This window comes from Thermus sediminis (genome assembly GCF_003426945.1).
Classification (GTDB): Bacteria; Deinococcota; Deinococci; order Deinococcales; family Thermaceae; genus Thermus; species Thermus sediminis.
Genome location: NZ_QURO01000004.1, coordinates 594,459 through 620,367, shown reverse-complemented (window position 1 = coordinate 620,367; position 25,909 = coordinate 594,459). Strand labels below are relative to the sequence as shown.

At 68.0% G+C, this 25,909-nt stretch carries 29 protein-coding genes and 2 tRNA genes; 13 read left to right on the top strand and 18 right to left on the bottom strand.

Annotated features, from left to right (window positions below; all coding sequences use genetic code 11):
• Position 1 precedes the first annotated feature (1 nt).
• From ATI37_RS03895 to ATI37_RS03885, 3 genes are read right to left on the bottom strand one after another with little or no spacing between them, the layout of a single operon-like run.
• The gene (locus tag ATI37_RS03895; protein ID WP_117237197.1) at positions 2-748 is read right to left on the bottom strand and encodes a sulfite exporter TauE/SafE family protein; all 747 of its coding nucleotides are present in this window, start codon (positions 746-748) and stop codon (positions 2-4) included.
• Positions 745-1,404 carry a rhodanese-like domain-containing protein gene (locus ATI37_RS03890; protein WP_117237196.1) on the bottom strand — a complete coding sequence of 220 codons (660 nt, stop codon included), beginning with the start codon at positions 1,402-1,404 and terminating at the stop codon, positions 745-747. Before ATI37_RS03890 ends, ATI37_RS03895 begins: the two co-directional genes overlap by 4 nt.
• A gap of 19 nt (positions 1,405-1,423) precedes the next feature.
• Positions 1,424-2,860, bottom strand: a complete 1,437-nt coding sequence (locus tag ATI37_RS03885) for an MBL fold metallo-hydrolase (RefSeq protein WP_117237195.1) — start codon at positions 2,858-2,860, stop codon at positions 1,424-1,426.
• 193 nt (positions 2,861-3,053) lie between these two features.
• Between ATI37_RS03885 and pdo the strand changes: the two genes are divergently transcribed.
• The 3 genes from pdo to ATI37_RS03870 are packed head-to-tail and all read left to right on the top strand — an operon-like array spanning position 3,054 to position 4,910.
• Positions 3,054-3,743, top strand: coding sequence for a protein disulfide oxidoreductase (gene pdo, locus ATI37_RS03880; protein ID WP_117237194.1), 690 nt, complete (start codon positions 3,054-3,056; stop codon positions 3,741-3,743).
• A gap of 1 nt (position 3,744) precedes the next feature.
• Positions 3,745-4,119 (top strand): rhodanese-like domain-containing protein, encoded by a 375-nt coding sequence (locus ATI37_RS03875; RefSeq protein WP_117237193.1) that lies wholly within the window; start codon positions 3,745-3,747, stop codon positions 4,117-4,119.
• Positions 4,119-4,910, top strand: a complete 792-nt coding sequence (locus tag ATI37_RS03870) for a TlpA disulfide reductase family protein (protein ID WP_117237192.1) — start codon at positions 4,119-4,121, stop codon at positions 4,908-4,910. The genes ATI37_RS03875 and ATI37_RS03870 overlap by 1 nt, the downstream gene beginning before the upstream one ends.
• Here ATI37_RS03870 and ATI37_RS03865 read toward each other — a convergent pair.
• From ATI37_RS03865 to ATI37_RS03840, 6 genes are all read right to left on the bottom strand, one after another.
• Positions 4,907-6,280, bottom strand: coding sequence for a SpoVR family protein (locus ATI37_RS03865; protein ID WP_117237191.1), 1,374 nt, complete (start codon positions 6,278-6,280; stop codon positions 4,907-4,909). The two genes, ATI37_RS03870 and ATI37_RS03865, sit on opposite strands and share 4 nt — an antisense overlap.
• A 1-nt stretch (position 6,281) precedes the next feature.
• Positions 6,282-7,325: a DUF444 family protein gene (locus ATI37_RS03860; RefSeq protein WP_117237190.1), complete on the bottom strand. Its 1,044-nt coding sequence runs from the start codon at positions 7,323-7,325 to the stop codon at positions 6,282-6,284.
• Complete coding sequence (locus tag ATI37_RS03855; RefSeq protein ID WP_117237189.1) at positions 7,322-9,334, bottom strand: PrkA family serine protein kinase; 2,013 nt, start codon at positions 9,332-9,334, stop codon at positions 7,322-7,324. The genes ATI37_RS03860 and ATI37_RS03855 overlap by 4 nt, the downstream gene beginning before the upstream one ends.
• 98 nt (positions 9,335-9,432) lie before the next feature.
• Entirely contained in the window at positions 9,433-9,984 is a 552-nt protein-coding gene (locus tag ATI37_RS03850) for a CPBP family intramembrane glutamic endopeptidase (RefSeq protein ID WP_232822441.1), read from the bottom strand.
• A 101-nt stretch (positions 9,985-10,085) separates the two neighbouring features.
• The gene (locus ATI37_RS03845) at positions 10,086-10,838 is read right to left on the bottom strand and encodes an MBL fold metallo-hydrolase (protein ID WP_117237188.1); all 753 of its coding nucleotides are present in this window, start codon (positions 10,836-10,838) and stop codon (positions 10,086-10,088) included.
• Positions 10,839-10,853: 15 nt separating this feature from the next.
• Positions 10,854-11,540, bottom strand: a complete 687-nt coding sequence (locus ATI37_RS03840) for a metallophosphoesterase (RefSeq protein ID WP_117237187.1) — start codon at positions 11,538-11,540, stop codon at positions 10,854-10,856.
• 145 nt (positions 11,541-11,685) lie between these two features.
• Here ATI37_RS03840 and ATI37_RS12560 point away from each other — a divergent pair, with 145 nt between their 5' ends.
• From ATI37_RS12560 to ATI37_RS03810, 6 genes are all read left to right on the top strand, one after another.
• Positions 11,686-11,883, top strand: a complete 198-nt coding sequence (locus ATI37_RS12560; protein ID WP_332871151.1) for a regulatory protein RecX — start codon at positions 11,686-11,688, stop codon at positions 11,881-11,883.
• Between the two features lie 96 nt (positions 11,884-11,979).
• Positions 11,980-12,417, top strand: a complete 438-nt coding sequence (locus ATI37_RS03830) for a type II toxin-antitoxin system RatA family toxin (protein ID WP_117237186.1) — start codon at positions 11,980-11,982, stop codon at positions 12,415-12,417.
• Positions 12,418-12,507: 90 nt separating this feature from the next.
• Entirely contained in the window at positions 12,508-12,780 is a 273-nt protein-coding gene (locus ATI37_RS03825) for a stage V sporulation protein S (protein WP_117237185.1), read from the top strand.
• The gene (locus ATI37_RS03820; RefSeq protein ID WP_117237184.1) at positions 12,777-13,973 is read left to right on the top strand and encodes an RsmB/NOP family class I SAM-dependent RNA methyltransferase; all 1,197 of its coding nucleotides are present in this window, start codon (positions 12,777-12,779) and stop codon (positions 13,971-13,973) included. Before ATI37_RS03825 ends, ATI37_RS03820 begins: the two co-directional genes overlap by 4 nt.
• A complete protein-coding gene (proC, locus tag ATI37_RS03815) occupies positions 13,970-14,755 on the top strand; it encodes a pyrroline-5-carboxylate reductase (protein ID WP_117237183.1) in 786 nt (261 codons plus the stop codon). Before ATI37_RS03820 ends, proC begins: the two co-directional genes overlap by 4 nt.
• A gap of 52 nt (positions 14,756-14,807) precedes the next feature.
• A complete protein-coding gene (locus tag ATI37_RS03810; RefSeq protein WP_117237182.1) occupies positions 14,808-15,332 on the top strand; it encodes a hypothetical protein in 525 nt (174 codons plus the stop codon).
• Here the strand turns inward: ATI37_RS03810 and ATI37_RS03805 are convergent.
• The 8 genes from ATI37_RS03805 to rpsB all read right to left on the bottom strand — a co-directional run bounded on the left by ATI37_RS03805 (position 15,319) and on the right by rpsB (position 21,691).
• Positions 15,319-15,945: a glycosyltransferase family 2 protein gene (locus tag ATI37_RS03805; protein WP_117237181.1), complete on the bottom strand. Its 627-nt coding sequence runs from the start codon at positions 15,943-15,945 to the stop codon at positions 15,319-15,321. The two genes, ATI37_RS03810 and ATI37_RS03805, sit on opposite strands and share 14 nt — an antisense overlap.
• Positions 15,945-16,955 (bottom strand): M50 family metallopeptidase, encoded by a 1,011-nt coding sequence (locus ATI37_RS03800; protein ID WP_117238506.1) that lies wholly within the window; start codon positions 16,953-16,955, stop codon positions 15,945-15,947. The genes ATI37_RS03805 and ATI37_RS03800 overlap by 1 nt, the downstream gene beginning before the upstream one ends.
• Entirely contained in the window at positions 16,952-18,055 is a 1,104-nt protein-coding gene (gene dxr, locus ATI37_RS03795; protein WP_117237180.1) for a 1-deoxy-D-xylulose-5-phosphate reductoisomerase, read from the bottom strand. The genes ATI37_RS03800 and dxr overlap by 4 nt, the downstream gene beginning before the upstream one ends.
• On the bottom strand, positions 18,052-18,876 hold the full coding sequence (locus ATI37_RS03790; protein WP_117238505.1) for a phosphatidate cytidylyltransferase: 825 nt from the start codon (positions 18,874-18,876) through the stop codon (positions 18,052-18,054). The genes dxr and ATI37_RS03790 overlap by 4 nt, the downstream gene beginning before the upstream one ends.
• A 34-nt stretch (positions 18,877-18,910) precedes the next feature.
• Positions 18,911-19,468, bottom strand: coding sequence for a ribosome recycling factor (gene frr, locus ATI37_RS03785; RefSeq protein WP_117237179.1), 558 nt, complete (start codon positions 19,466-19,468; stop codon positions 18,911-18,913).
• 79 nt (positions 19,469-19,547) lie between these two features.
• Positions 19,548-20,249 (bottom strand): UMP kinase, encoded by a 702-nt coding sequence (pyrH, locus tag ATI37_RS03780; RefSeq protein WP_117238504.1) that lies wholly within the window; start codon positions 20,247-20,249, stop codon positions 19,548-19,550.
• Positions 20,250-20,303: 54 nt separating this feature from the next.
• On the bottom strand, positions 20,304-20,894 hold the full coding sequence (gene tsf / locus ATI37_RS03775; RefSeq protein ID WP_117237178.1) for a translation elongation factor Ts: 591 nt from the start codon (positions 20,892-20,894) through the stop codon (positions 20,304-20,306).
• Positions 20,891-21,691, bottom strand: coding sequence for a 30S ribosomal protein S2 (rpsB, locus tag ATI37_RS03770; RefSeq protein WP_117237177.1), 801 nt, complete (start codon positions 21,689-21,691; stop codon positions 20,891-20,893). Before rpsB ends, tsf begins: the two co-directional genes overlap by 4 nt.
• A gap of 164 nt (positions 21,692-21,855) precedes the next feature.
• On the opposite strand from rpsB, the gene ATI37_RS03765 reads away from it, so the two are divergent.
• A tRNA-Ala gene (locus tag ATI37_RS03765) sits at positions 21,856-21,930 on the top strand.
• 119 nt (positions 21,931-22,049) lie between these two features.
• On the opposite strand, the gene ATI37_RS03760 is transcribed toward ATI37_RS03765, so the two are convergent.
• Positions 22,050-22,143 (bottom strand) — tRNA-Ser (locus ATI37_RS03760).
• Between the two features lie 57 nt (positions 22,144-22,200).
• Between ATI37_RS03760 and ATI37_RS03755 the strand changes: the two genes are divergently transcribed.
• From ATI37_RS03755 to ATI37_RS03745, 3 genes are read left to right on the top strand one after another with little or no spacing between them, the layout of a single operon-like run.
• The gene (locus ATI37_RS03755) at positions 22,201-24,672 is read left to right on the top strand and encodes a CBS domain-containing protein (RefSeq protein ID WP_117237176.1); all 2,472 of its coding nucleotides are present in this window, start codon (positions 22,201-22,203) and stop codon (positions 24,670-24,672) included.
• Positions 24,647-25,252, top strand: a complete 606-nt coding sequence (locus ATI37_RS03750) for a zinc metalloprotease (protein WP_117237175.1) — start codon at positions 24,647-24,649, stop codon at positions 25,250-25,252. Before ATI37_RS03755 ends, ATI37_RS03750 begins: the two co-directional genes overlap by 26 nt.
• Positions 25,249-25,908 (top strand): site-2 protease family protein, encoded by a 660-nt coding sequence (locus ATI37_RS03745; RefSeq protein ID WP_117237174.1) that lies wholly within the window; start codon positions 25,249-25,251, stop codon positions 25,906-25,908. The genes ATI37_RS03750 and ATI37_RS03745 overlap by 4 nt, the downstream gene beginning before the upstream one ends.
• Position 25,909 lies beyond the last annotated feature (1 nt).

The following is a 25,909-nucleotide window of genomic DNA, read 5'->3' as shown; positions in this document are numbered from 1 at the left end:
TTTACAGGTTCTGGACCACGATGTAGGCCCCCATTCCCACCAGGAAGAGGGCGAAGCCCCGCTTCAAGGCCTCCTGGGGAAGCCTCAGGGCCAGCCTCCCTCCAAGGAGGCTTCCCAAGGCCCCTGCCAGGATGAAAAGCCCAGCGGTGGAGAGGTTCACGGAAAGCCCTAGGGCGGGGAGGAGGTGGAGGTAGGCGTAGAAGCCGACGAAGGACTTTATGGCGATGATGAGGAGGCTGGTGCCCACGGCCAGGTGCATGGGAAGCCCTCCCAGGAGGACCAGGGCGGGCACGATCAAAAAGCCCCCGCCCACGCCCACGAAGCCGGTGAGGGCCCCCACCGCCGTCCCCTCGAGGACGATCTTCCAAGCCTGGCGCTTGTGGGAGGCGGGCCGCAAGGGGGCAGGCCGGGCCATGAAGTAGGCGGCCAGGAGCATGACCAGGGCGAAGGTGAGGAGCTGGGTCTCCCCGGAGACGAACTGGGAGAGCCAGGCCCCCAGGTAGGTCCCCGCCATGCCGGGAAGCCCGAAGAGGAGGACGTTGCGCCAGCTCACCAGGTCCCTCAGGGCGTAGGGGATGGCTCCCAGGAGGGCGATCCCCCCCACGATGAGGAGGCTTTCGGCGATGGCCTGCTTGGGGGGTACCTCCAGGAGGTAGACCAGCACGGGTACGGTGAGGATGGACCCCCCCGAGCCCAATAGCCCCAGGGAAAGGCCGATGAGGAGGGCGCCGAGAAGGGCCAGGGTCATCGCTCAATGGGGAGGCCAGAGGCCATCCAGGCGTGGGTGCCCCCCTCCAGGTTGTAGACCCTCTCCCCGGGGAAGCCCTGGGCCACCAGGAAGTCGGCAGCCACCCCCGAGCGGTTCCCCGAGTTGCAGACGAGGAGAATGGGGCGGTCCTTGGGAAGCTCCGAAAGCCTCTGGGGCAGGCTGGAGAGGGGGATGTTGATGGCCCCCGGCAGGTGGCCCTCCCCGTACTCCCAGGCCTCGCGCACGTCCACCACCAAGGCCTCCCCCAGGAGGGTCTGGGCCTCGTGGGGGCCCACCTCCTGGAAGGGGGTGGCCCCATAGCCCACCTCCACCGGGGTGGTGTCCACGGGGAGGCCCGCCCGGTACCATTGGACGATGCCCCCCTCGAGGTTCAGCACCTGGTCGTAGCCCAAGGAGGCCAGCCAAGCCGCCGCCTGCCAGGAGCGGTTCCCCGTGCGGCAGTAGAGGACCACGGGCCGGTCCTTGGGGATCTCCCCGTAGCGGGCCATGAACTCGGAGAGGGGGAGGAGGGAGGCCTTGGGGATGCGGGCCTGGGCGTACTCCTCCACCTCCCGCACGTCAATGAAGGGCACGCCCTCGTCGTAGAGGCGCTTGGCCTCCTCGGGGGAGAGGTTCTGGACCTGGGTCTCGTACATGGCGCTGTCTCCTTTGGTGTTAGGCCTCCACCAGCTCCTCGCCCTTCACCACGGGGAAGCCCGCCTCCCGCCAGGCCCGGATTCCCCCGGTGAGGTTCAGGGCGTTCCTAAAGCCGTGGGCGAGGAGGGCGGAGATGGCGGTGCTGGAGCGGTCCCCGCCCACGCAGTGGACGATGAGGGGCCGGTCCTTGGGCAGGCGGTCCAGGTGGGCCAGCACCCGGCCCGCGTGGAGGTTCAGGGCCCCGGGGATGTGCCCCGAGAGGTACTCGTCCCGGGCCCGCACGTCCAGGATGAGGGCCTTCCCCGACTCCCAGAGCTCCTTGGCCTCCTTGACGGTGATCTGGGGGACGGTTTCCAGCTCGCCCTCAGCGTAGCCCTGGAGGCTTGGGATATAGCCCACCACCTCGTCCAGGCCGATGCGGATGAGGGCCCGGGTCAGCTCCTCCACCTCCGAGGGATGGGCCAGGAGGATGAGGGGCCGGTCGTAGGGGAGGAGCCAGCCCGCCCAGGTGGAGAAGTTCTTCCCGGCGGGGAGGTTGACGCTCCCCGGGATGTGCCCCCCGGCGAAGGCGAACTTGTCCCGGGTGTCCACCAGGATGGCCCCTTGGGCCAGGTGGCGGTCAAACTGGGCCTTGGTGAGGCGGCCCGGGTGGGGGATACCCCCCAGGATGGGCATCCCGTCCCGGTTCAGGCGCTTCATCTCCTTGAAGTAGGTGGGGGCCTCGGGCTGGCCCTCCAGGAGGGCCTTCACAAACCCCTCCTCATCGTCCCTTTCCAGGTACTCCGCCCACCAGGCGTGGCGGCGCTCGTAGCCCACGGTGGTGGCGGGGAGGGCCCCCAGGGCCTTGCCGCAGGCGGAGCCCGCCCCGTGCCCAGGCCAGACCTGGACGTGGTCGGGGAGGGTCAGGAACTTCTCCTTGAGGCTACGGAACAGGCGCCGGGCCCCGGGGATGGCGGTGCCCTTGAGGCCCGCCGCCTCCTCCAGGAGGTCGGGCCGCCCCACGTCCCCCACGAAGACGAAGTCCCCGGTGAGGAAGAGGAGGGGTTCCTCCGTCACCGCCCCGTCGGCCACCAGGAAGGAGAGGTGCTCGGGGGTGTGGCCGGGGGTGTGGACCGCCCTCACCCGGATGTTCCCCACCCTAAACTCGTCCCCGTCCTTGAGGAGGACGTAGGAGAAGCCCTCGAGGCCCCCGTACTTCCAGTTCTCGTCCCCCTCGTCGGAGAGGTAGAGGGTGGCCCCCGTGGCCCTGGCCAGCTCCCGGGCCCCGGAGAGGTAGTCGGCGTGGATGTGGGTTTCGGCGATGGCGGTGATGCGGAGGCCCAGGCTCTCCGCCAGCTCCAGGTAGGTGTCCACGTCCCGCTTGGGGTCCACCACCAAGGCCTCCCCGGTGGCAGCGCAACCCAGGAGGTAGCTCATCTGGGCCAAGCCTTCTTCGTAGATCTGCCGAAAGACCATGGTTTTCCCTCCCTGCTGGGACCTTTGTCCCTAACGGGCCTCAATATACCCTACCGGGGTAAGGGGTGTCAAGACCGGGGTCGCCCGCCAGGGGTCTAGGGCCCCCGATGCCTCGCCACCTCTATGCACATTCCCTCTCCGTCTGCTATAGTTGTTGAAGGACCTACCCCTACGGGGGTATCCAGGAGGGAACATGGCGCTACTGGGACCCAAGGAACAGGAGATCGTGCGCGAGCGGCTTTCGGGCCTGACCCGGGACGTGGAGATGGTCCTTTTCACCGACACCTCCACCCTGATCGCCCCGGGCAAGGAGCCCTGCATGTACTGCAAGGAGACCAAGCAGCTTCTGGAGGAGCTTTTGACCCTCTCCGATAGGCTCCACCTCGTGGTCTACGACCTGGCCGCCCCGGAGGGGCGGGAGGCGGCCAAGGCCTACAAGGTGGAGGCGGCCCCCACCCTGATCCTCCGGGAAAAGGGCTCGGAGGCCATCAACCTCCGCTACCGGGGGATCCCCGCGGGCTACGAGTTCGCAAGCCTCCTGGAGGACATAGAGATGCTCGGCCGGGACGGCCACGGCCTCCCCGAGAACGTGGTGGAGGAGCTCAACAACCTCCCCGAGGAGGTGGTCCTCCAGGTCTTCGTCACCCCCACCTGCCCCTACTGCCCCCAGGCGGTCCGCACCGCCCACCGCCTGGCCTACGCCTCCCCCAAGGTCTTCGGCGAGATGATCGAGGCCAACGAGTTCCCCGAGCTTTCTAACCGCTACCACATCCACGGGGTGCCGGACACCATCATCAACGGCGGCAAGGAGCGGGTGCTGGGGGCCCAGCCCCTCTCCCAGTTCCTCCAGGCCATCAGGAAGGCCGTGGGGGTGAAGGCCTAGCATGAACCGGCGGGCCTTCCTCGCCCTTCTCCTCCTCCCTGTCCTGGCCGCCTGCGGGTCCAAGGGGAGCTACCAGAACGTGGGCCCGGAGGAGCTTTACCGGGCCTTGGGATCGGGGGCCCTGGTGGTGGACGTGCGTACCCCCCAGGAGTATGCCGCAGGCCACGTGCCGGGAGCGGTGAACCTTCCCGTGGAGGAGGTGGCCCGCTGGGCGGACACCCTGCCCAAGGACAAGCCCGTCTACCTCTACTGCCGAAGCGGCAACCGCAGCCGCCAGGCGGCGGAGTACCTGAAGCGGAAGGGGTACACCAACCTCTATAACCTGGAGGGCGGGGTGCTGGCCATTGAGCGGGCGGGGTTCCCCTTGGTCCGCTGATGGATGCCCTGCAGGTGGGCCCCTTCGCCCTGCCCTGGGCCAGGGTCCAGGTGGCCCTGGCCCTCTTGGCCATGGTGGTGGTGGCCGAAGTCCTGGCCCGGCGGGTGGACAGGAGGCTCGCCCCTTGGGCCTATAACGCCATCCTGGTGGGGCTCCTCGGGGCCAGGCTCGGCTTCGTCTTGCAAAACGCCTCGGTCTACGCCAAGGACCCCCTCAGCGCCCTCTACGTCTGGCAGGGGGGGTTTGACCCCTTATGGGGTATCCTGGCAGGAGGAGGGTACACGCTCATGACCTTGCCCAAGCGCCTTTGGCGGTACGCCCTGGGAGCGGGGATGGCGGCTTTGTTGGTGGCGGGCCTCCTCCTGACCCGGGGCCGGGAGACGGAGGGGCAGGAGCTTCCCGCCCTGACCCTCTATACCCTGGGGGGCACGGAGGTTTCCCTAGCCCAGTTCAAGGGCAAGCCCGTGGTCCTCAACGCCTGGGCCACCTGGTGCCCCCCTTGCCGGCGTGAGCTGCCCATGATGATGCGCCTGAGCCGGGAGAACCCTGAGATCTACTTCGTCTTCGTGAGCCAGGGAGAGGGCCCGGAGACCGTGAGGCGCTTCCTGGAGAGCGAAGGCCTGGTGGTGGACTGGGTCCTCCTGGACCCCGAGACCCGCCTCTCCCAGGCCTTGGGCATCCAGGGGCTTCCTACCACCTTCTTCTTTGACCGGGAGGGGCAGCTTGTGAGCCGGCACTTGGGGGAGCTCTCCGAGGCCCTCCTCCTGGGCTACCTCCGGGTCCTGCGCTAGGCGCCCGCGGAGAGGAGGGTTTCCTTCCCGTTGGCCACCGTCTTCAGGTGGACGGGGCGGCCCCAGAGGCGGTGGAGGTTTTGCAACACCGCCTTGGTCTTTCTTTGGTCCAGCTCCACGCCTTCGTAAAGGTGCTCCAGGTAGAGCTCCCCCCGGTTACCGTAGTTGGCGTCCACCAGTTCTACGATGGGGTAGCCCATGTTGGTGAGGCGGAAGAGGAGGGCCCTTTTGGCCCCCTGGAACCGGGGCAGGTCCTCGGGGGCAATGAGGCGTTGGCGCAGGGCGAACTCGGGGGTGAGGAACTCCTCCAGGAAGGAGATGTCCGTGTGTACGGTGCGCACCTGGAAGAGCTTCCTCCTCCCTTCCCCCGTGGGCCTCTCGTAGCGGAGCCTTTCCCCTAGGGGAAGGGCCTCGTATTCGGGACCGTACCGTCCCTTATCCCACCTCTCCTCCACCTCCTTCAGGAGGAGGTAGCCCAGGCGGTAGGGGTTGAAGCCATGAGGGGCGAGGAGGCCTGCCTGCAGTTCGGCGAACTCCAAGGCCTCCTCGGGGGAGAGAAGGGGGAGGAGGAGCCGGGTGTGCCAGTAGGTGGCCCAGCCCTCGTTGAGGATCTTGGTGGCGGCCTGGGGGGCATAGTAGAGGCTTTCCTCCCGGATGATCTCCAGGATGCCCCTCTGCCAAGGGGCCAAGGGGGCGTATTGGGCCAGGAAGCCCAGGATGTCCCGGGTCGGCCTCGGGGGAAGGGGCTTCAGGCTCGCCCCCTCCTCCGCCTCCTTGGGGGGCTCGGGGGGTGGGTTCACGTAGGGGTCCAGGTAGGGGCGCACCTTAAGCCTGGGGGACTCGGGCTTTTCCTCCACCTCCCGGGGCCTTTGGATGTAGGGGGTGTGGGGGTCAATGAGGTTCTCCAGGGAGAGGGCCATGTCCAAGAACTCCTCCACGCTCCTGGCCCCATGCTTTTCCATAGCCCTTTCCACGAAGGCGGCGTGGTGGGCCATCTCCTCTAGCATGTCCTTGGGGGTGGGGCGGAAGGCCAGGTTGTTCTGGAAGAAGTCGGCGTGGGCGTAGACGTGGGCGATGACCAGCTTCTGCGCAAGGAGGGTGTTTCCCTTGAGGAGGTAAGCGTGCACAGGGGCGGTGTTCACCACCAGCTCGTAGATGCGCCCAAGGCCATAGCGGTAGACCTCCCGGTGGCGCAGGTACTCGCTCCCAAAGCGCCAGTGGGGGTAGCGGCGGGGAAACCCCCCGTAGGCGGCCAGCATGGCCATCTCCTCGGGCCCCACCTCCTCAAAGAGCACAGGAGGAAAGGAAAGCTCCTCCGCTTCCGCCCGTTCCCGCAGGCGGAGGGCCCAGTCCTGCAGCTCCTTCCGCACTTTACCCTCCCAAAAGCCGCCTTAGGGCCAACGCCAGGTCCTCCCGGCCCCGCACCTCCACCGCGGCCAGCTCCTCCCGTTCCCCCAGGGCCTCCTCTACCTCCTCTAGGAAACGCCCCTGGCCGTAGGGGCCCTGGACCTGGGCGTAGCCGTAAAGGGCCAGGGATGGGAGGAGGCGGCCTAGGGCCTCAAGGGCCACGGGGGTGTCCCCGTGCCAGTTCTCCCCGTCGGAGAAGTGGTAGAGGTAGCGGTTGTAGAAGGCCTCGGGGTAGGCCTTGAGGATCTCCTCCGCCAGGAGGAGGGCGCTGGAGAGCCTCGTTCCCCCTCCTTCCCGGGCCTTGAAGAACTCCTCCTCGGAGACCTCCCAGGCCTCGGCGTCGTGGAGGAGGTAGCGCCTTTCCAGCCTGGGGAAGTGGCGGCGGATCCAGAGGGTGATCCAAAAGGAGAGGGTTCTCACCAGGCTCAGCTCCTCCTCCCGCATGCTTCCCGAGACGTCCAGGGCGAAGAGGACCACCGCCTGGGCGTGGGGCCGGGGCTTGGCCTTTGGGGCCTTGTAGCGGAGGTCCTCCCGCTCAGGGACAAGCCTCGGGTCCTCCTCCCGGTACTCTCCCGAAAAGAGGCTTCGCTTAAGGCTTTCCTTGAGGGTGCGGCGCACGTGGCGGAGGCCCCTGGGGCCTTTCCGGGCGATGGTGGTATGGCGGAAGGCCTCCTCCGTCACCTCCCCCTCCCCCTTGGGCCTGAGGCGGGGGAGCTTGAGGGCCTCCCCCATGAGGTCCAAGAACTCCTCCAGCTCCAGCTCGGCCACGGGGATGTGCCCCCCCGGGCCCAGGCCCTCCGCCCCCGGCCCCCCGCCCAGGAGGCCCTCGCCCCAGGGCTCCCCGTAAACGATCTTGGGCACCTCCAGCTGGGGGAGGGGGATGGAGACCACCCGCCCCTCCATCTGGCCCAAAAGCTCCTCCCGGGTCAGGAACTCCCGGGCCCTTTTTTTCACCTCCCCCCGGACGATCTCCTTGAAGCGCAGGAGGTCGCGCTCAACCGGCCTCATCGCTCGCTCCGGGCGAAGAGAGAGGCGGCGAACTCCAAGACGCCGCCCGCGCAGTGCTCGCAGTAGCCGTAGTCCCTAATGAGCCTGGCCTTGACCACGTCAATCTTAGCCTGGGTCTCGGGGTCCACCGTGCCCGAGACCAGGGCGGAGAGCCGGATGCTGTCCTTCTGGTCCTCAAAGAGCTTGAGCTCCAGGGCCCGGCGCAGGCGGTCGTTGTCCTTGTAGGTGAACTGCCGCCCCTCCAGGGCCAGGGCCCCGATGTAGTTCATGATCTCCCGGCGGAAGTCGTCCTTGCGGGACTCGGGGATCTCGATCCGCTCCTCCACCGAACGCATGAGCCTTTCGTTGGGGGGCTCGGGGGTCCCGGTGTAGGGGTTCTTCACCTTCTCCCCCAGGACGTAGGCCTTGACGTGGTCAATGTAGTTGTGGAAGAGGCGGTTTAGGGCCTCCTCGTCGGCGGCGATGGCCCTTTGCACCTCGTTCTTGACGATCTCTGCGTACTCGGCCTTCACCTCCTGGAGGAGGGCCCGGTACCGCTCCTTGGTCTTTTCGTCAGAGATGAGGGAGTGGTGCTTGAGGCCCTCCTCTAGCTCGTTCATGACCATGAAGGGATTGATGCAGGGCTCCTCGCTGGTGACGAGGACGTTTGAGATCTTGTCCTGGATGTAGCGGGGGCTGATGCCCTCCAAGCCCTCCCGCTTGGCCTCCCCCATGAGTTCCCGCACCGCCTCCTCCGTCCAGCCCGGGAGGAGCCGGCCGTCGTAGAGCTTGAGCTTTTGCATGAGGGTGAGGCCCGCCCGCCTCGGGGCCTCGAGGCGGGTGAGGACCGCCCAGGTGGCGGCCATCTCCAGGGTGTGGGGGGCGATGTGCTTGGCCCGCACCTTGGCGAAGTCCCGGCGGTAGATCTTGACCTCGTCGGAGACCCGGAGGATGTAGGGGACGTCGATCTTGATGGTCCGGTCCCGGAGGGCCTCCATGTACTCGTTGGCCTGAAGTTTCCTATATTCTGGCTCGTTGGTGTGGCCCAAGACGATCTCGTCGATGTCCGTCTGGGCGAACTTCTTGGACTTGATCTTGTGCTCTTGGCTCGCCGTGAGGAGGTCGTAGAGGAAGGCCACGTCCAGCTTGAGGATCTCGATGAACTCCACGATGCCCCGGTTGGCGATGTTGAGCTCCCCGTCAAAGTTGAAGGCCCGGGGGTCGGAGTCGGAGCCGTAAAGGGCCACCTTGCGGTAGTTGATGTCCCCGGTGAGCTCGGTGGAGTCCTGGTTCTTCTCGTCCTTGGGCTGGAAGGTGCCGATGCCGATGCGGTCCTTCTCCGAAAGGACCAGGCGCTTGACCACGATCTCCTTCTCCAGCACCGCCGCCAGGTCCCCCCCGTGCCGCCCCAAGGCCTCCCGCATCATGAAGCGGCAGACGGGGCAGAGGTCCCCCTCCACCTCGAGGGGGTAGGGGTAGTCGGGGTGGAGGGCCCGGAGCTCCTTGAGGAAGGCCTCGCGCATCTCCGGGGGCAGGAGGTGGAGGGGCTCCTCGTGCATGGGGCAGGGGAGGGGGCCATCCTCGGTCTTCCAGTAGAAGGTGTAGAGCTTTCCTTCCTCGGTGCGGCTGTAGGCCTCGAGGCCCTTCTTGAGGAGGCGGGCGATGGTGCTCTTGGCCGAGCCCACAGGGCCGTGGAGGAGGAGGATGCGCCTTTCCGGCCCCAGGCGGTGGGCTGCCGCTTTCAGGGTGGCCACCAGGCGCATGAGGGGCTTGTCCAGGCCAAAGATGGCGTCCTTCCCCCCTTCAAAGGGATCGTCAAAGAAATGGTAGTGGAGCAGCTTCTCCCGAAAGAGGGTGTACTCCTCCACCCCATAGGCCAGGATCATGTCGTGGGCCCGCTGGAAGCTGGTCCTGAGGGGCCGGGGGTCCTCCGTGAGAAGGCGGAGGTAGTCGGCGAAGGGACCCTCCCAGCTTAGGGCCCGGTAGGCCTCCACATCCTGGCGCTGGCGGATGAAGTCCAGCTCTCCCATATCATAGGCCTCGCTGGGATAACCTCTGCTCGCCATATTTTAGCACGGGACCGGGGGACAATGTAGTCCCTTTCTCCTTGCCGGGCGTGGGCGTTGGGCTAAGCGCCGCGCCAAGCCTGGTAGAAACCCCGGGCGTTGTGGAGGGTGTGGGCCAGGATTCCAGGAAGAAGGCTTCCCGTCAAAAGGTAGGCCAAGCCGAAGAGGAGGCCCGCCACCCCGGTGTACAGGGTGTAGGCCCAGGCCGCCTTGGGGGCGGGATGGAGGAGGGCGAAGAGGAAGGCTTGGAGGAGAACGGCCGGGGTCCCAAGCTTCAGGAGGAGGAGGCTCTGCAGGAACCCCCGGAAGAAGACCTCCTCCGCCACCCCGGAGAGGAGGGCCAGGAGGAGGAGGGCTGGGGGGCCAAGCCCCGAGGTCTTCAGGGCCCTTCCCAGCTCCCCGTGGAGCCTCTCCGCCTCCCCGAAGGAGGCGGGCAGGAGGCGGCGAAAGAGGGCCTCGAGGCCCGCCAGGAGCAGCAAGAGGAGCACCCCTGTCGGGACCTCGGTCCAGGGGCTGTCCCCGCCCAGGGGAAAGTCCAGGAGGAGCATCCCCGAAGCCCCCAGGAGGAGGAGGCCTCCTTGGAGGAGAAGGAGGAAACGCCAGGGGTTGGACACCGCTCAAACCCCTAAGGGGCGCCTTGACCCCGGGGACGGACCGCCACCTGGGGAGCCTCCAGGACCCCCTTCCTGGGGATGGGGGGGGAGGAGGACGGGGATCATGGCTCCATCATAAGGGCCTTCACCAGGGCCAGGCGGCTCATCTCCCCTCCGGAGAGGTAGGCTATGGGGCTTTCCCCGCCGAAAAGGTGGCGCACCGCCTCCTCGGGGGCCAGGCCTTTCGCCTTCAGGCCAAGGGCCTCCTCCCGCTTCCTCTCCAGAAAATCCAGCTTGGCCCGCAGGGCCTGAAGGGGGGCCGCCACGGGCCCCGCATGGGCGCAGTAGAAGGCCGAGGGCTTGAGGGCGATCACGGCCCTCAAGCTTTCCAAGAGGGCTTTTAGGTCAAAGCCCGGTGGGGCCAGGCTGGCCTTCACGCCCAGGAAGAGGTCCCCGCCGAAGAGGAGGCCCCTCTCGGGGTCGTAGAGGGCCACGTGGTCCGGGGCGTGGCCCGGGGTGGGCAGGAGGTGGAGGGGGCCCACCCGCTCCGCCACCGCCACCTGCAAGGGGGCAGGGTTGCCCCAGACCAGGCGGCGGTAGAGGCGCAGGGGGCTTGGGGCGGCGAGGAGGCCCGCCGTGGCCGCGCTTCCATAGGTGGGCAGCCCGAGCCGCGCCGCCCCGCCCGCATGGTCCTCGTGGGCGTGGGTAAGGAGGGCGGCCTCGGCCTCCGGGGGGAAAGGCCGTGCCTTGGAGGGACCCGTGTCCACCAGGAGGCCCCGGTACCGGTACACGTAGACCCCGTACCCCACCCACCGCCCGATGGGCGTGGTCAGGTAGAGGGCCTCCACCCCTTCCCCCACCGGCTTCCAAACCATGTACCAAGTATAACCTTAGCCTGCGTCCAGGACCAGTTTGGGCCGGAAGCCCAGGGCGTCTGCGGCCACCAGGTGGAGGGGGACGTCCCGGTAGGCCCTGGGCAGGCGCTCAGGGTCCGCCCCGTGCAGGTGGCCGTAGACGATGCTCTGGGGTCCTGCCTCCAGCGCCTTTTCCAGAAGGGGGCTGGCCTCCCCACCGGGGCCGAAGGGGGGAAAGTGGAAGGCCAGGACCAGGTGGCGGTAGGGCTTCCCCTCGAGGGCCTTCAGGGAGAGCCCGAGCCGCTCCACCTCCCGGGCGAGGATCTTCTCGTCCTCCGGGGTCTTGGGGGGGTACTCCCACCCCCGGGTGCCCGCCACCGCCACGTTGCCCAGGACCAGGGCGTCGTTTTGCAGGGCGTACATCCCTTCGGGGAGGACTGCCCTCAGGCGGCTGATGGAGGGCCACCAGTAGTCGTGGTTCCCTTTGAGGAGGACCTTTTTCCCGGGAAGGGCCGAAAGGTCCAAAAGGTCGGGGATGGCCTCGCTGAGGCGCATGGCCCAGGAGATGTCCCCGGCCACGATGACCAGGTCCTCGGGGCCCACCACCTGCCGCCAGCCTCGGAAAAAGGCCTCGGGGTGGCCCTGCCAGGCGGGCCCGAAAATGGTCATGGGCTTGGGGTGCGCGCGGGAGAGGTGGGGATCGGCGATGGCGAAGACCCGCATGGGCTTTAGCGTACCCCAAAGGCATGGACGAGGCCCTGCCCTACGCCCTCCGCCTCCTGGCCCGGCGGGCCCTGGGCCGGGCCCGCCTTGGGGAGAAGCCCAAGGCCGGCTTCGGCGGGGGGAGGCCCTGAGGCGCCTGGAAGCCTTGGGTTACCTGGATGACCGGGCCTTCGCCGAGACCCTCGTAGCTGTGCGCCGCAAGTACGGCCCCCTGGGGCTTGGGGGGCCCCTGCGGGCCCAGGGGGTGGGGGAGGAGGTGGCGGTCCTGCCCCAGGGGGAGGACGTGTTGGGGGCCCTCCTCAGGGCCCTCCGCCCCTACCCCAGGCGGCAGGACAAGGCCTAGGCGGTCCGCTGCCCCTAGGGGTGGGGCTTTCCCCTCTCCGCGGCCCTCGAGGCCCACCGCCTTGCCAAGGAGGAGGAAAGGGGGTAAAAAGGGCCCATGCCCGAGGTGCGCGCCGAGCGGTACATCCCAGCACCCCCGGAGAAGGTCTACGCCCTGGCCAAGGACCTCGAGGGCCTCAAGCCCTACCTCAAGGAGGTGGAGAGCCTAAGGGTCCTCTCCCGGGAGGGCGACCGCACCAAGAGCGAGTGGGTGGCGATGGCCATGGGCAGGAAGGTGCGTTGGCTGGAGGAGGAGGAGTGGGATGACGAGAACCTGAGGAACCGCTTCCACTCCCCCGAGGGGGACTTTGACCGCTACGAGGGCACCTGGGCCTTCCTGCCCGAGGGGGAGGGCACCCGGGTGGTCCTCACCCTCACCTACGAGCTCACCATCCCCATCTTCGGGGGACTGCTGCAGAAGCTGGTGCAGAAGCTGATGCAGGAGAACGTGGAAAACCTCCTCAAGGGCCTGGAGGAGCGGGTTTTGGCCGCCTAGTTGCCAAGGAGGCCCCTCCTGCCCTAGCATGGACCCAAGCCGCCCAAGGCTTCCCAAGCGGGGTGGCCCAGGGGTTCTCAGGAGGTCAAAGTGGAAACGTTGCGCGTCTCTTCCAAGTCCCGCCCCAACTCCGTGGCTGGCGCCATTGCGGCGCTTCTGCGCACCAAGGGCGAGGTGGAGGTCCAGGCCATCGGGCCCCAGGCGGTGAACCAGGCGGTGAAGGCCATCGCCATCGCCCGGGGCTACATCGCCCCCGACAACCTGGACCTGGTGGTCAAGCCCGCCTTCGTCAAGCTGGACCTGGAGAACGAGGAGCGGACCGCCCTTAAGTTCAGCATCAGGGCCCACCCCCTGGAGTCTTGAGGGCCGCATCCCCTAGGGACCTGGCCCTCGGGATCCTCCTGGAGGTGGAGCGCGGGGGCCGGGCCCAGCTCCTCCTGGACCGGGCCCTGGACCGGTCGGGCTTTTCCCAGCGGGACAAGGCCTACGCCACCCACCTGGTCTACGGGGTCCTCCGGCGGCTCAGGCTTCTGGACTTCCTCCTGGAGCCCCACCTGAAGGCCCCGGAGCGGCTGCCCAAGGAGGTGCGCTGGATCCTGCGCCTAGGGGCTTTGGAGTGGCTTTCCGGGAAGCCGGGCCACGCCCGGGTAAGCCCCTGGGTGGAGGAGGCCAAGGGCCGCCACCCCGCCCTGGCGGGCCTGGTGAACGCTGTGCTCCGCCGCCTCCATCCTCGGGAAGCCCCGGAGTGCGTGCGCCTTTCCCTGCCCGACTGGCTCTGCGAGGCTTGGCGGGGCTTTTTCGGGGAGGTGGGCTTCGCCGAGGGCTTCAACGAGCCTGCTCCCCTCTTCGTCACCGCCTACCGCCCCGTGGGCCTCAGGCCGGGCCCTGTCCCGGGGAGCTACGTCTGGGAGGGCCCCAAGACCGATTTCCCTGCCCTGGGCCTCCAGCCCCAGAACCCGGCCTCCCTCTTCCCCGCCCAACTGCTTGCGCCCGAGCCTGGGGAGAAGGTCCTGGACCTCTGCGGAGGGGCGGGGCTCAAGGCCTTTTACCTCTCAGCCAAGGGGGCGGAGGTGGTCTCCTACGACCTGAACCGAAGGCGCCAGGAGGCGGGCGCCAGGACGGCGGAGAGGCTTGGGCTTAGGGTCACCTACCGCACCCAAGACCTCAGGGAACCCATCGAGGAGAGGGCCAGGAAGGTGCTCCTGGACGCCCCCTGCACCGGCACGGGCACCCTTCGCACCCACCCCGAGCTCCGCTACCGCCTCCGCCCAGGGGACCCCAAGGCCATGGCCGAGCTCCAGATGAGGCTTCTGGAGACCGCTGCCCGGGCCACAGAGGAGGGGGGGCTTCTGGTCTACGCCGTCTGCTCCCTTACCGAGGAGGAGGGGGAGGGGGTGGCCCGGGCCTTTTTGGCGGGGCATCCGGGGTTCCGCCCCGAGCCCTTCGCCTGCCCTTTGCCGGTGCTCCGGGAGGGGCTTGGGGTCTACGTGGCCCCCCGGGAGGGCCTGGACGGGTTTTATTACCTGCGCCTACGGAAGGTAGACTCTAAGGCATGAAGCTGGTCTTCCTGGGCCTGGGCAAGATGGGCCGGAGCATCCTGCGGGGGGCCTTGAGCGGGGGCTTCCTGCGCCCTGAGGAGGTAGGGGTGGTGGGGCGCACGCCGGGGCGGGCCCAGGAGCTGGCGGAGGCCTTCGGCATCCAGCCCCTGTCCCTCGAGGCCCTCCCCCAGGCGGAGCGGGTCCTCCTTGCGGTCCAGCCGCGGGACTTCCCCCAGCTGGCCCCGGAGATCGCCCACCCGCGGGTGGGGTACATCTCCATCATGGCCGGGGTGTCCACCGCGGTCCTGGCCCGGAGGCTCTCCACCCGGCGGGTGGTGCGGGCCATGCCCAACCTGGCGGCGGCCATCGGGGAGAGCTCCACCGCCCTCACCGCCCCAAGGGAGGCCAAGGAGGCGGGCGACCTAGACTTCGCCCGGGCCCTCTTCGCCACCGTGGGGGGCGTGTACGAGATCCCCGAGCACCTCTTTGACCCCTTCACCGCCATGTCCGCCTCCGCTCCCGCCTACCTGGCGCTCGTGGCCGAGGCCCTGGCGGACGCCGGGGTCAAGATGGGGATGCCCCGGGGCCTGGCCCTGCGCCTGGCGGCGGAGGCCATGGCGGCCACGGGGGAGCTCCTCAAGGGCCGCCACCCCGCGGAGCTCAAGGACGAGGTGGCGAGCCCCGGAGGCACCACCATCCACGGCCTCCACGCCCTCGAGGCCCGGGCCCTCAGGGCCGCCTTCTACGAGGCGGTGGAGGCGGCCACCAGGCGGGGGCACGAGCTGGGGGAGGCGGAGTGATGCCGGCCTGTCCCAAGCCTGGGCCTGGGGGGTTCGGGAGGGGTTCTGGGTTATGAGGCGGCTTGTGGCCCTTCTCCTTCTCCTCCCCCTGGCCCTGGCCCAGGTCTTCCCCAAGGGGGGCGGGCGGTACGCCTACTCGGACGGCACCCTGCAGGAGCTTTCACCCACCCCCGAGGGCTACCGCCTCCGCTACCTGAGGGAGGGCCGGGTCTTTCGGGAGGACCAGCTCAAGGCAGGCCCGGAGGGGCTCCATCTCCTGGGGGTAGGCCTTCCCGAGGGGTACTTTCCCTTCGCCCCGCCCCTCCTCCTCTATCCCGCCCAGCTAGGCCCCGGGGTGGCCTGGGGGGGGAGCGCCCGGTTCCAGGGCCAAAGGGTGGCCCTTTCCGCCCGGGTGGAGGGCCTCGAGGGGGTCAGGACCAGGGCGGGGGCCTTCAACGCCTACCGGGTGCGGGTGGCCTACACCACGGAGAGGGGGGGGACCGACCTCAAGGAGATCTACTTGGTCCCGGGTCTGGGGGTGGTGGCCTACCGCGCGGGGGAGGCTTGGGTGGAGCTCCTCCGCTTCACCTTGCCTTGAGGCGGTAGCGGAGGAGCTCCCCGTACATGCGCAGGCGGTGGAGGAAGCCCCTTAGGAAGCCCCGCTTCTCCTCCTTCATCACCTGGCTCACCCCGGAAAGGGGCAGGTAGCGCACCCGCCAGCCCCTTGCCCGGGCGTGACGGGTGAGGAGGAGCTCCAGATCGTAGCGGGCCCTTTCCAGGCCGGGCACGCCCCGCAGGTCCTCGGTGCGCAGGGCCCGTTGCCCCGAAAGGAAAGGGGCGAAACGCATGGCCAAGTCCGTGGAGGGCCGCCCTCCCCTGAACACCCCTACGGCCATCTCCGCTTCCCCCCTGGCCACGGGCAGGACGAGGGCCTGGAGGTGCTCCGCCCTAAGCCCCAGAAGGTCCGCGTCCAGCAGGAGGACCAAGGGGGTCCTCACCGCCTTGAGCCCCTCGGCGATGGCCCCACCCTTGCCGCGGTTCCCGGGAAGGCGGATCACCTGGGCCTGGGCCTTCTCCGCCTCCTCCGCGGTGCGGTCCAGGGAGCCGTCGTCCGCCACCACCACGGGAAAGCCCGCCTCCTTGGCCACCCGCACCACCCCTGCGATGGTGCTCTCCTCGTTGTAGGCAGGGATGAGGACCGTAGCCTCCATCAGCCTCCCAAGAGCCGCCTCAGATCCTGCAGGGTGACCAGGAGGACCAGGAAGATGAGGAAGAGGAAGCCCAGGTAGTGCACCAGGGCCTCCTGCTCCGGGCGGATGCGGAAGAGACGGGAGAGGAAGAGGAGGAGGATCCGCCCCCCGTCCAGGGCAGGGATGGGCAGGAGGTTGAAGAGGGCCAGGGAGAGGTTGATGGCCACGGTGAGCTCAAGGAGGCGGAAGATCCCCTCCTGGGCTGCTCGCCCTGTCTCAGCCACGATGCCCACGGGGCCTATCACCCCCGAGTCCTCGCGCCCCGCCAGCACCCCTAAGAGCCCCCCCACTAGGGCCCGGACCAGCTCCGGGCCGAAGGCCAGGGTGCGGCCTACCGCTAAGGCCAGCCCTGAGAGAAAGCTGGTCTCGCGGAAGGTCACCTCCGGTTGGTAGACCACCCCCAGCCTTTCCATCCCCGCCTGCCAGTTGAGCTCCAGGGCCACCTCCTGCCCCTCCCGCAGCACGGTGAAGGTGCGGAGGCCGGGGACCTTGAGGCGCTCGATCTCCTGGGGGCGTTCTAGGGGCTTTCCGTCCACCGCCAGGAGGATGTCCCCGGGCCTTAGCCCTGCGCCTTCGGCGACGCTCCCGGGTAGGACCTCCAGGATCACCGCCCGCCCCGTCGCCTCCGGCACCCCCTGGGCGCTGAACAGGTAGGCGAGGAGGCCCCAGGCCAGGACCACGTTCATCGCCACCCCCGCCACCAGGACCAAGAGCTTGCCTAGGAAGGGCAGGGCGTCGTATCCCCGGCCCCGCTCCTCGGGGAGGAGGCCCTCGATGTCCGCATAGCCCCCCAAGGGAATGGCGGAGAGGCGCCACTCCGTGCCCCAGGCCGACCTCCGAAAGAGGACCGGGCCGAAGCCCACGCTGAAGGCCTTGACCCGAACCCCCTGGGCCCTGGCGGCTAGGTAGTGGCCCAGCTCGTGCACGAAGATGCTAACGCCGATGATGATCAGGAACCAGATCAGGCTCATGCCCACCTCTTGGCCTCCTCCCGGGCCCAGGCGTCCACGGCGAAGAGGCTATCCCATGTTAGGGGTTCTTCGGGGGTGTTTTCCAGGACCCTGGCCAACACTTCCGGGATGCGGGTGAAGGGGATCCGGCCCTGGAGAAAAGCCTCCACCGCCACCTCGTCCGCGGCGGAAACGGCCACCTGGGCCACGCCCCCAAGCCTTCCCGCCTCGTAGGCCACGGCCAGGGCAGGGAAGCGCTCGAGGTCCGGCTCCAAAAACTCCAGGACCCCGGGGATGGGGAGGTCCTTGAGGGAGGTTTCCGCCCGCTCCGGGTAGGTGAGGGCGTACTGGATGAAAAGGCGCATGTCCGTGGGGCCAAGCTGGGCCTTCAAGCTCCCGTCTACGAAGCGCACCAGGCCGTGGACGTAGGCCTGGGGGTGGATGAGGACCCGGATCCTCTCCAGGGGAAGGCGGAAGAGGGCCTTGGCCTCGAGGGCCTCCAGCCCCTTGTTGAAGAGGGTAGCGGAGTCCACGGTCACCTTGGGCCCCATGCGCCAGCGGGGGTGGTTGAGGGCCATCTCCGGGGTCACCTGGGAGAGGTCTTCGGGGCCCCTGAGGAAGGGACCGCCGCTGGCCGTGAGGATGAGCTCGGCCACATCCTCCCGACGCTCCCCCAGCAGGGCCTGGAAGAGGGCGGAGTGCTCCGAGTCCACGGGGAGGATCTCCGCCCCGCTCCCCTCCGCCTCCTCCCAAAGGAGGGGTCCCGCCGCCACCATGGCCTCCTTGTTGGCCAAGGCCACCCGCTTGCCCGTGCGCACCGCCACCCGGGTGGGCGGGAGCCCGGCCAGGCCCGGGATGGCGGCCACGGCCACCTCAGCCTCGAGGGCCGCCACCTCCTCGGGGAGAGCGAGCTTGAGCCCGGGGAAACGGGCCCTGAGCTCCCCGTGGAGGCCCTCCTCCGCCGCCACCAAAAGGGGCCGCCACTCCCGGATCTGGTCGGCGAGGACCTCCAGGTTCCTCCCCGCCGCCAGGCCCACCACCCGGTAGCCCCGCCAGCGGCAGACCTCGAGGGCCTGCCGGCCGATGGAGCCCGTGGAACCGAGAACCACCACCTGCTTCATGTGAAAAACACTACCAAAAAATAGGTGACAGGTATGGTGAAGAGGAGGCTATCCAAGCGGTCCAAAAGCCCCCCGTGCCCCGGCAGGAAATGGCCGGAGTCCTTCACCCCGCAAAAGCGCTTCAGCATGGACTCCACCAGGTCCCCAAGCTGCGCCGCTAGGGAGAGGAGAAGGCTGAAGAACCAAAGCTCCAAGAGCCCAAAGGGGAAGACCTCCCGTACCACCCCCGTGTAGACCAAAAGGGCCGCGAAGCTGAAAAGGATCCCTCCTAAGGAGCCTTCTAGGGTCTTGCCTGGGCTGATCTCCGGGGCCAGCTGGTTGCGGCCGAAAAACCGCCCGGCGAAGTAGGCCCCGATGTCGGTGGCGAAGCTGGCCACGAGGGGCAAGGACAGGGTCCAAAGCCCCAGGGTGCCATCCGGGATTTCCCGGAGGAGGAGGACGTACCCTAGGGTCCAGGGCAGGTAGAGGAAGGCCACGAGGGTGAAGGCGAAACGGGCCAGGTCCGCACCCCTTAGGAGCTCGTAGCTCAAGCTCCCTATGAGGAAAAGGCCCAGGACCACCTCCCGCCAGGGTACTTGGGGAAAGTGCCAGTGGAGCTGGGGCAGGGAGGAGAGGAAGAGGAGGCTCCCTCCGCCCAAGAGGAAGGGGAGGTTTAAGGCGATTCCCCTTCGGGCCAGCATGTTCCTCAGCTCCAGCCCGCCGATCGCGAGAAGCAAAAGGAGGGTGGGAAGGATGAGGGGAAGGCCTACCCAGAGGACCAGGAGGAGGAGGGCGGCTCCCAAAATGGAGGAGACCACCCTTAGAGGAAGGTCGTCCCTCACCACCCCTCCCTACAGATCCTCGGAAGGCGGCATCTCAGCCCAGGATCTCCTGCTCCTTTTTGGCCGAAAGCGCGTCCGCTTTGGCGATGAACTCGTCGGTGATCTTTTGGATCTCGGCCTCCCCCCGCTTGGTGTCGTCCTCGGAGAGGTGAAGCTCCTTGGAGAGCTTCTTCAGCCTCTCCAAGGCCTCCCGGCGGATGTTGCGGATGGCGATGCGCCCTTCCTCGGCGTAGTGGCGGGCGGCCTTCACCAGCTCCTTGCGCCGTTCCTCGGTGAGGGGGGGGATGTTGATGTAAAGGGCGTCCCCCTTGTTGCTGGGGTTCAGGCCCAGGTCGGAGTCGCGGATGGCCTTCTCAATGGCCTTAAGGGCGCCCTGGTCCCAGGACTGGACCACCAGGGTCCTGGCGTCGGGGGCGGTGACGGTGGCGATTTGGGAGAGGGGTACCTGGGTACCGTAGTACTCCACCTTGAGGTGTAGGAGCAGGGCGGGGTTGGCCCGCCCAGTGCGCAGGCCCGCCAGGTTGTGTTCCAGAACCTCCAGGCTTTTTTGCATTTGGCTCCGGGTTTCCGCATAGAGCTCCTTCAGGGTCATGCTGCCTCCTTTCCGCGCAAGGGTCAGGGGTCAAAGGTCCAGGGTCCAATGGCGAGGCTCTGGCGTCGGGGGTCCGGGGTCAGTGGATCAGGGTGCCTACCTTTTCCCCCTGGATAATACCCACCAAGGCGCCCTCTTTGAAGATGTCGAAGACCACGATGGGCAGCCCTGCCTCCATGCACAGGGTGATGGCGGTGGTGTCCATGACCTGGAGGCCCCGGTTCAGGACGTCCAGGTAGCCAAGCTCGTCAAAGCGCACCGCCTCCAGATTCCTGCGGGGGTCCTCGGAGTAGACCCCGTCCACCTTGTTCTTGGCCATGAGGACCACCTCCGCCCCCACCTCCAGGGCCCTGAGGGCGGCAGCGGTATCCGTGGAGAAGAAGGGGTTCCCCGTCCCTCCCCCGAAGATGACGATGCGCCCCTTTTCCAGATGCCTCAGGGCCCTCCGCCGGATATAGGGCTCGGCCACTTGGGTGATGGTGAGGGCGGTCTGGACCCGGGTGGGAATGGAGAGGGCCTCGAGGGCGTCCTGCAGGGCCAGGGCGTTCATGATGGTGGCCAGCATGCCGATGTAGTCGGCGGTGGCCCGGTCCATGCCCACCCCCTGCCTGGCCCCCCGCCAGAGGTTGCCTGCCCCTATGACGATGGCTAGCTCAACCCCCGTATCGTAGGCGGCCTTGATCTCCTTGGCCAGGGCTTTGGTGGCCTCGGGATCGATGCCGAACCCATCCTTGGTGAGGAACTCTCCGGAAAGCTTGAGGAGGACGCGCCTGTACTTCATGGCCCGACAAAAGCCGGGGCCCTCGTGGGTAAGGGCCCCGGCGGTTTCCATGGCCTACGCCCCCACTCCCAGGCGGCAGAAGCGCCGCACCACGATGTTCTCCCCGGTCTTGGCGATGGCTTGCTGGAGGAGCTCCTTCACCTTGACTTTGTCGTCCTTGATGAAGGGCTGCTCCAGGAGGACCACCTCCTCCAGGTACTTCTTCAGGCGGCCCTCGGCGATCCTCTCGGCGATCTCCCTGGGCTTGCCCTCGTTCAGGGCCGCCTGGATGTAGATCTGCCGCTCCCTTTCCAGCTCCTCGGCGGGGACCTCTTCGGCAGAGATGTAGCGGGGATTCATCATGGCGATGTGCATGGCCAGGTCTTTGGCTAGGTTTTGGAAGACCTCGTTCCTGGCCACGAAGTCCGTCTCGCAGTTGAGTTCCAGGATCACCCCCACCCGCCCGTTGTGGTGGATGTAGTGGCCGATGAGGCCTTCTCGGGCCTCGCGCTCCGCCTTCTTGGCGGCCTTCATGGCCCCCCGCTCCCGCAGGAGCTGCACCGCCTTGTCCTCGTCCCAGCCCGCGTCCTCGAGGGCCTTCTTCACGTCCATCATCCCGGCCCCCGTGGCCTCTCGGAGCTTCTTGATGAGTTCGGTCTGGCTCATGCCTCCACCTCGTCTGCGCCTTCAAAGCTTTGATGGGCGAACCCACGGCCCTGTTCGGCCTCCATGCGCTCGGCCTCTTCCACCAGGGCGTAGGAGGGAGACGGCTCCACCACCCCACCCCGGGCGGCGATGATGAGGTCTGCCGCCCGGGAGAGGATGAGCTGGATGGAGCGGATGGCGTCGTCGTTGCCGGGGATGACGTAGTCTACCAGTTCGGGATCGGAATCGGTGTCCGCCAGGGCGATCACGGGGATGAAGAGCTTCCGGGCCTCCCGGACGGCGATGGCCTCCTTGGTGGGGTCCACCACGAAGATGGCGTCGGGGAGCCGCTTCAGCCGCCGGAAGCCCGAGAGGTACTTCTGCAGGCGGTCCAGCTCATGCTTCAAGCGCACCTGTTCCTTCTTGGGGCGCTCTTGGATCCCCTCGGAGGCGAAGAGCTTCTCCAGCTCCTCCAGGCGGTTCACCCGCTGGGCGATGGTCTTGAAGTTGGTGAGCATCCCCCCCAGCCAGCGTTGGTTCACGTAGGGCATCCCGGCGCGCTCGGCCTCCATGCGCACGATGTCCTGGGCCTGCTTCTTGGTGCCCACGAAGAGCACCGTGCCCCCGCGGATGGCCAGGTCCTCGAGGAAGCGGAAGGTCCGCTCCAGCTCCACCATGGTCTTCTGCAGGTCGATGATGTGGATGCCGTTTCGCTCCGCGTAGATGTAGCGGGCAAACTTTGGGTTCCAGCGCTTGCGCTCGTGGCCGAAATGCACCCCGGCTTCCAGAAGCTCCTTCACACCGATGTTAAGCGGCATAGTCCTCCCGTTCGGGGAAGGTTGGGCTTGGCGTTTCCCGCGGGCCGGCCTCTTTCCCCAGGGACCTTCCCCTGCCCAGGGGCTGGTCCGGCACGCCTTACCGATTATAGGGCTCCTTAGCCCTTTGCGTAACCCCCCCGTTTGGGCTATACTCCCTGAGGCTTGGGGCGGTAGCTCAGGGGGAGAGCACCCGCCTTGCAAGCGGGAGGACGGGGGTTCAAATCCCCCCCGCTCCACCAGGTCCAGGACGCAAGCCTTCCCCCCTCGGTCGCGAGGGGGGAAGCCCTTTTGACCTCTAGAGGCCAGAGTGGAAAGGGGTGGAAAAGGAAAGCCCCCAGCCGCGAGGCCTGGGGCTTTCTGGCGGAGAGGGCGGGATTCGAACCCGCGAGGCAGGTTTAGGCCCGCCTACACGATTTCCAGTCGTGTCCCTTCAGCCACTCGGGCACCTCTCCAAGCGCCAAGCCTGAGTGTACCAAGGGGCCTAGCCCCCGTCAAGTAAGCTTTTAACCGTGCGGGTGGTGGTGGCGCACGAGAACCTGGACTTTGATGCCCTGGGCTCCATGGTCCTGGCGGGGAAGCTCTTTCCCGGGAGCGTGCTGGCGGTGGTAGGGGGCCTCGAGGGCCCCCTGAAGGAGATCGCCCCCCTCCTGGAGGACCGCCTGGACCTGGTGCCCGCCTCGGAAGTCCCCTTGGGGAAGGTATCCGAGGTGGTCCTGGTGGACAACGCTCGCCCCGAGCGCATCGGCCCTTTTCGCGCCCTGGTGGGGCGGGTGCCCTTCCTGGTCTTTGACCACCACCCCCGCTCCCCTGGGGACGTGCCCGCGGTGGGGGGGCGGGTCCAGGAGGTGGGGGCCACGGTGAGCCTGTTGGTGCCCCTTCTGAGGGAGCGGGGCCTCGCCCTTACCCCCTTGGAGGCCACCCTGGCCTATGCGGGGATTTGGGAGGACACGGGGGGGTTCAGCTTCCCCTCCACCACCCCCTTGGACCTGGAGGCTGCCCACTTTCTGGCCCTAGAGGGGGCGGAGATCCCCAGGGTGCGGACCTGGGTCCGGCCCCACCTGGGCCCGGAGGCCAGGGCCATCCTCCAGGACCTTCTGAAAAGCGCCAGAGTGGTGGAGAAGGGGGGCTTCCGCCTCCTTTTGGCCCGGGCCAAGGAGGAGGGGTACGTGCCCGCCCTGGCCCCCCTGGCCCACACCCTCTTGGACCTCCACGAAGCCGATGGGGTGCTTCTGATCCTGCGCCTGGGGAGGGAGGTGCTCCTCATCGCCCGGAGCAAGGAACGCTTGGACGTGGCCCGCTGGCTGGCCCAGGTGGGGGGCGGAGGGCACCCCCGGGCGGCCTTCGCCCGGGTCAAAGGGGAGAGGACCGCCTTGCGGAGCCTTCTGCAAAGCCTTCCCCAGTACCTGGACCCCGAGGCCACCCTAAGGGAGGCCATGACCTCTCCAGTGGAGGTATGTTCCCCCACCACGGTGCGGGAGGCCCTTAAGGCCCTGGAGGAGCGGGGGTACGGGGCCATGCCCGTGGTGGTGCCCCTCGAGGGGGGTGGAGTGCGGGTCTTGGGCCTGGCCAGGAGGCGGGACCTGAAAAAGGCGGAGCGCCTGGGCCTTTTGGCCCACCCCGTGGAGGGCTTCCTGGCCCGGGCCGTGGTCCTGCCCCCGGAGACCCCCCTCTCCCGGGCGGAGGCCCGGCTGAAGGAGGCTGGGGGCAGGGTCTTGGTGGGGGAGAGGGTGGGGGAAGGGTACAGGCTCCTCGGCATCTTCACCCGTACGGACCTCTACAGGAAGCGGCCCGCCCCGGAGGCCCCCTTGGGCGAGCGGATCCTCGCCGCGCTCCCCGAAGGGGCGCGGCGGGTGGTCCTGGCCCTCAAGGAGGCCTTTCCCCAAGGGGTGTACCTGGTGGGGGGCGCGGTGCGGGACGCCCTCCTGGGGCGCTCGGGACCGGATGTGGACCTGGTGCTGGAGCCGGGGGTGCGGGCGGAGGAGGTGGCCCGCTTTTTGGTGGAGCGCTTCGGGGGGAGCTACGCCCTTCACTACGCCTTCGGCACGGGGAGGGTGCGCCTTCCCTTTGGCCTCGCCCTGGACCTGGCGGAAAGCCGGGAGGAGGTCTACCCCTACCCCGGGGCCCTACCCCAGGTGCGGCCCGCCCCCATCGCCAAGGATTTGGAAAGGCGGGACTATACGGTGAACGCCATGGCCCTCTCCCTGGCCACCCTGGAGCTTCTGGATCCCTATGGGGGGCTGGAGGACCTGAGGAGGCGGCTTCTTAGGCCCCTCCATCCCCTATCCTTCGTGGAGGACCCAAGCCGCATCGTGCGGGGGGCGCGCCTGGCCACCCGGCTCTCCTTCCGCTTCGCCGAGGAGGCCCTCAAGGCCCTCCCGCCAGCCCTCCTCCCCGAGGTCCTGGCCACCGCCAGCAAAAGCCGCCTCCGGGACGAGCTTCTCCTCACCTTGGAGGAGGCGTCCTTCCTCGAGGCCCTGGCCCTCCTGGAGGAGCTGGGAGCCCTGTACCCCCTCTACCGCCTGCGCCTGCCCCCCAGGGAGCCCTTTGCCCGCCTCCGGCCCTTGGAAGGTTCGGCTAAGGTGTGGGTGGAGGCTTGCCTGCTCCTTCTCCTCTACTTCCAGGAGGCCCCTCTGGAGCGGGCCCAGGGCTTGGCCGTGCCCAAGCGCCTCCAGGAAGGGCTCGATCTCCTTTTGCGGGCGGCCAAAGGCGAGGAGGTGGAACGGGAGGCCTTCCAGAAGGAGCCCTTGAGGAGCGCCTTCCTGGCCCTTTTCCCCGAGAGGGAAGGGTGGCTCCTGGAGAAGCCCCGGTTCCTGAGGGGCAGGGACCTCCTGGAGATGGGCCTCAAGCCGGGGCCTGCGGTGGGGGAGATCCTGAGGCGGGTGGCCGAGGCCCGGGCCAGGGGGGAGGTGCGGACCTTTGAGGAGGAGCTGGCCTTAGCCCGTAGACTGGTGGGCGATGGGACTCTTGCCTCTCCTCAATGACCCCTCGGTCTTCTTGGTCGCCTTCGCCTTCGCCGCCCTGGGCCTGGTGATCCACAACCTCTTCCAGGCCTTTTGGGCGGACCGTTACGGGGAGACCGCCCCCCGGCGCTACGGCTTCCTCTCCTTGGACCCGAGGGTGCACCTGGAGCCCTTCGGCCTGATCCTCCTCCTCCTTTTGGGCTTTGGCTGGCCCCGCTTTGTGCCCACGAACCTTCCCGGGCGGAAGGGGGCCGCGGTGGCCTTGATGGGGCCTCTGGGCTTTTTCTTCGCCGCCTTCCTCTACGGCCTCCTGGCCCGTTTTCTGCCCTATCCCTTCGGGGAAGGCCTCTTCGCCGCCCAGCGCCTCATGCTCCTCCACGCCGCCATCTACCTCTTTCCCGTGCCCCCCCTAGACGGGGCCAAGGCCCTTTATGCCGTGGGGAGCCTCGAGGCCCGGCGCTTTCTGGATCGCCTGGCGGCTTATGGCCCCCTGGGCTTTATCCTCATCTTCCTGGTGCTTTCCTTTACCGGGGTCACCGCCTCCGTGGTCCAGGGGCTTTCCGGCCTCCTTAGCGCCGTCTATCGGGTCTTCGGCCTATGATCGCCCTCCTGCAGCAAGATCCCCTGGCCTTTGCCCTGGCCCTCCTGGCCCTTCTCCTCAGCCTATCCCTCCACGAGTGGGGCCACGCCTACGCCGCATGGCGCTTTGGGGACGGGACCGCTAGGCGCCTGGGCCGCCTCACCGTAAACCCCCTCAAGCACCTGGACCCCTTGGGCACGGTCCTCCTCCTCCTCGTGGGCTTTGGCTGGGCCAAGCCGGTGCCCGTCAACCCCGGGGCCTTCAGGAGCTACCGTCTGGGCCTCTTCGTGGTGTCCATCGCGGGGATCGTCATCAACCTCCTCCTCGCCGTCCTCTTCGCCCTCCTGGTGCGGGGGCTTTTTGCCCTGGACCCCTCGGGCGTGGCCCTCGCCTTCCAAGGCGATGGGCGTTCCCCCATAGGGGTCCTGGCCCTGGCCTTTTTCTTCGCCAGCAGCATCAACCTGGTCCTGGCGATCTTCAACCTCCTGCCCATCCCCCCCTTGGACGGGTCCAAGATCCTGCAAAGCTTCCTCCCCCTCTCCTGGCACCCCTTCCTCTGGCGGCTTGAGCAGTACGCCTGGCTCTCCTTCCTCCTCATCTTCTTCGTGCTCCGGGGGCCCATCCAGGAGGTGCTCCGTTTCGCGCGCGGGGTCTTCTTCGGCTTTTTCTTCGGATAGG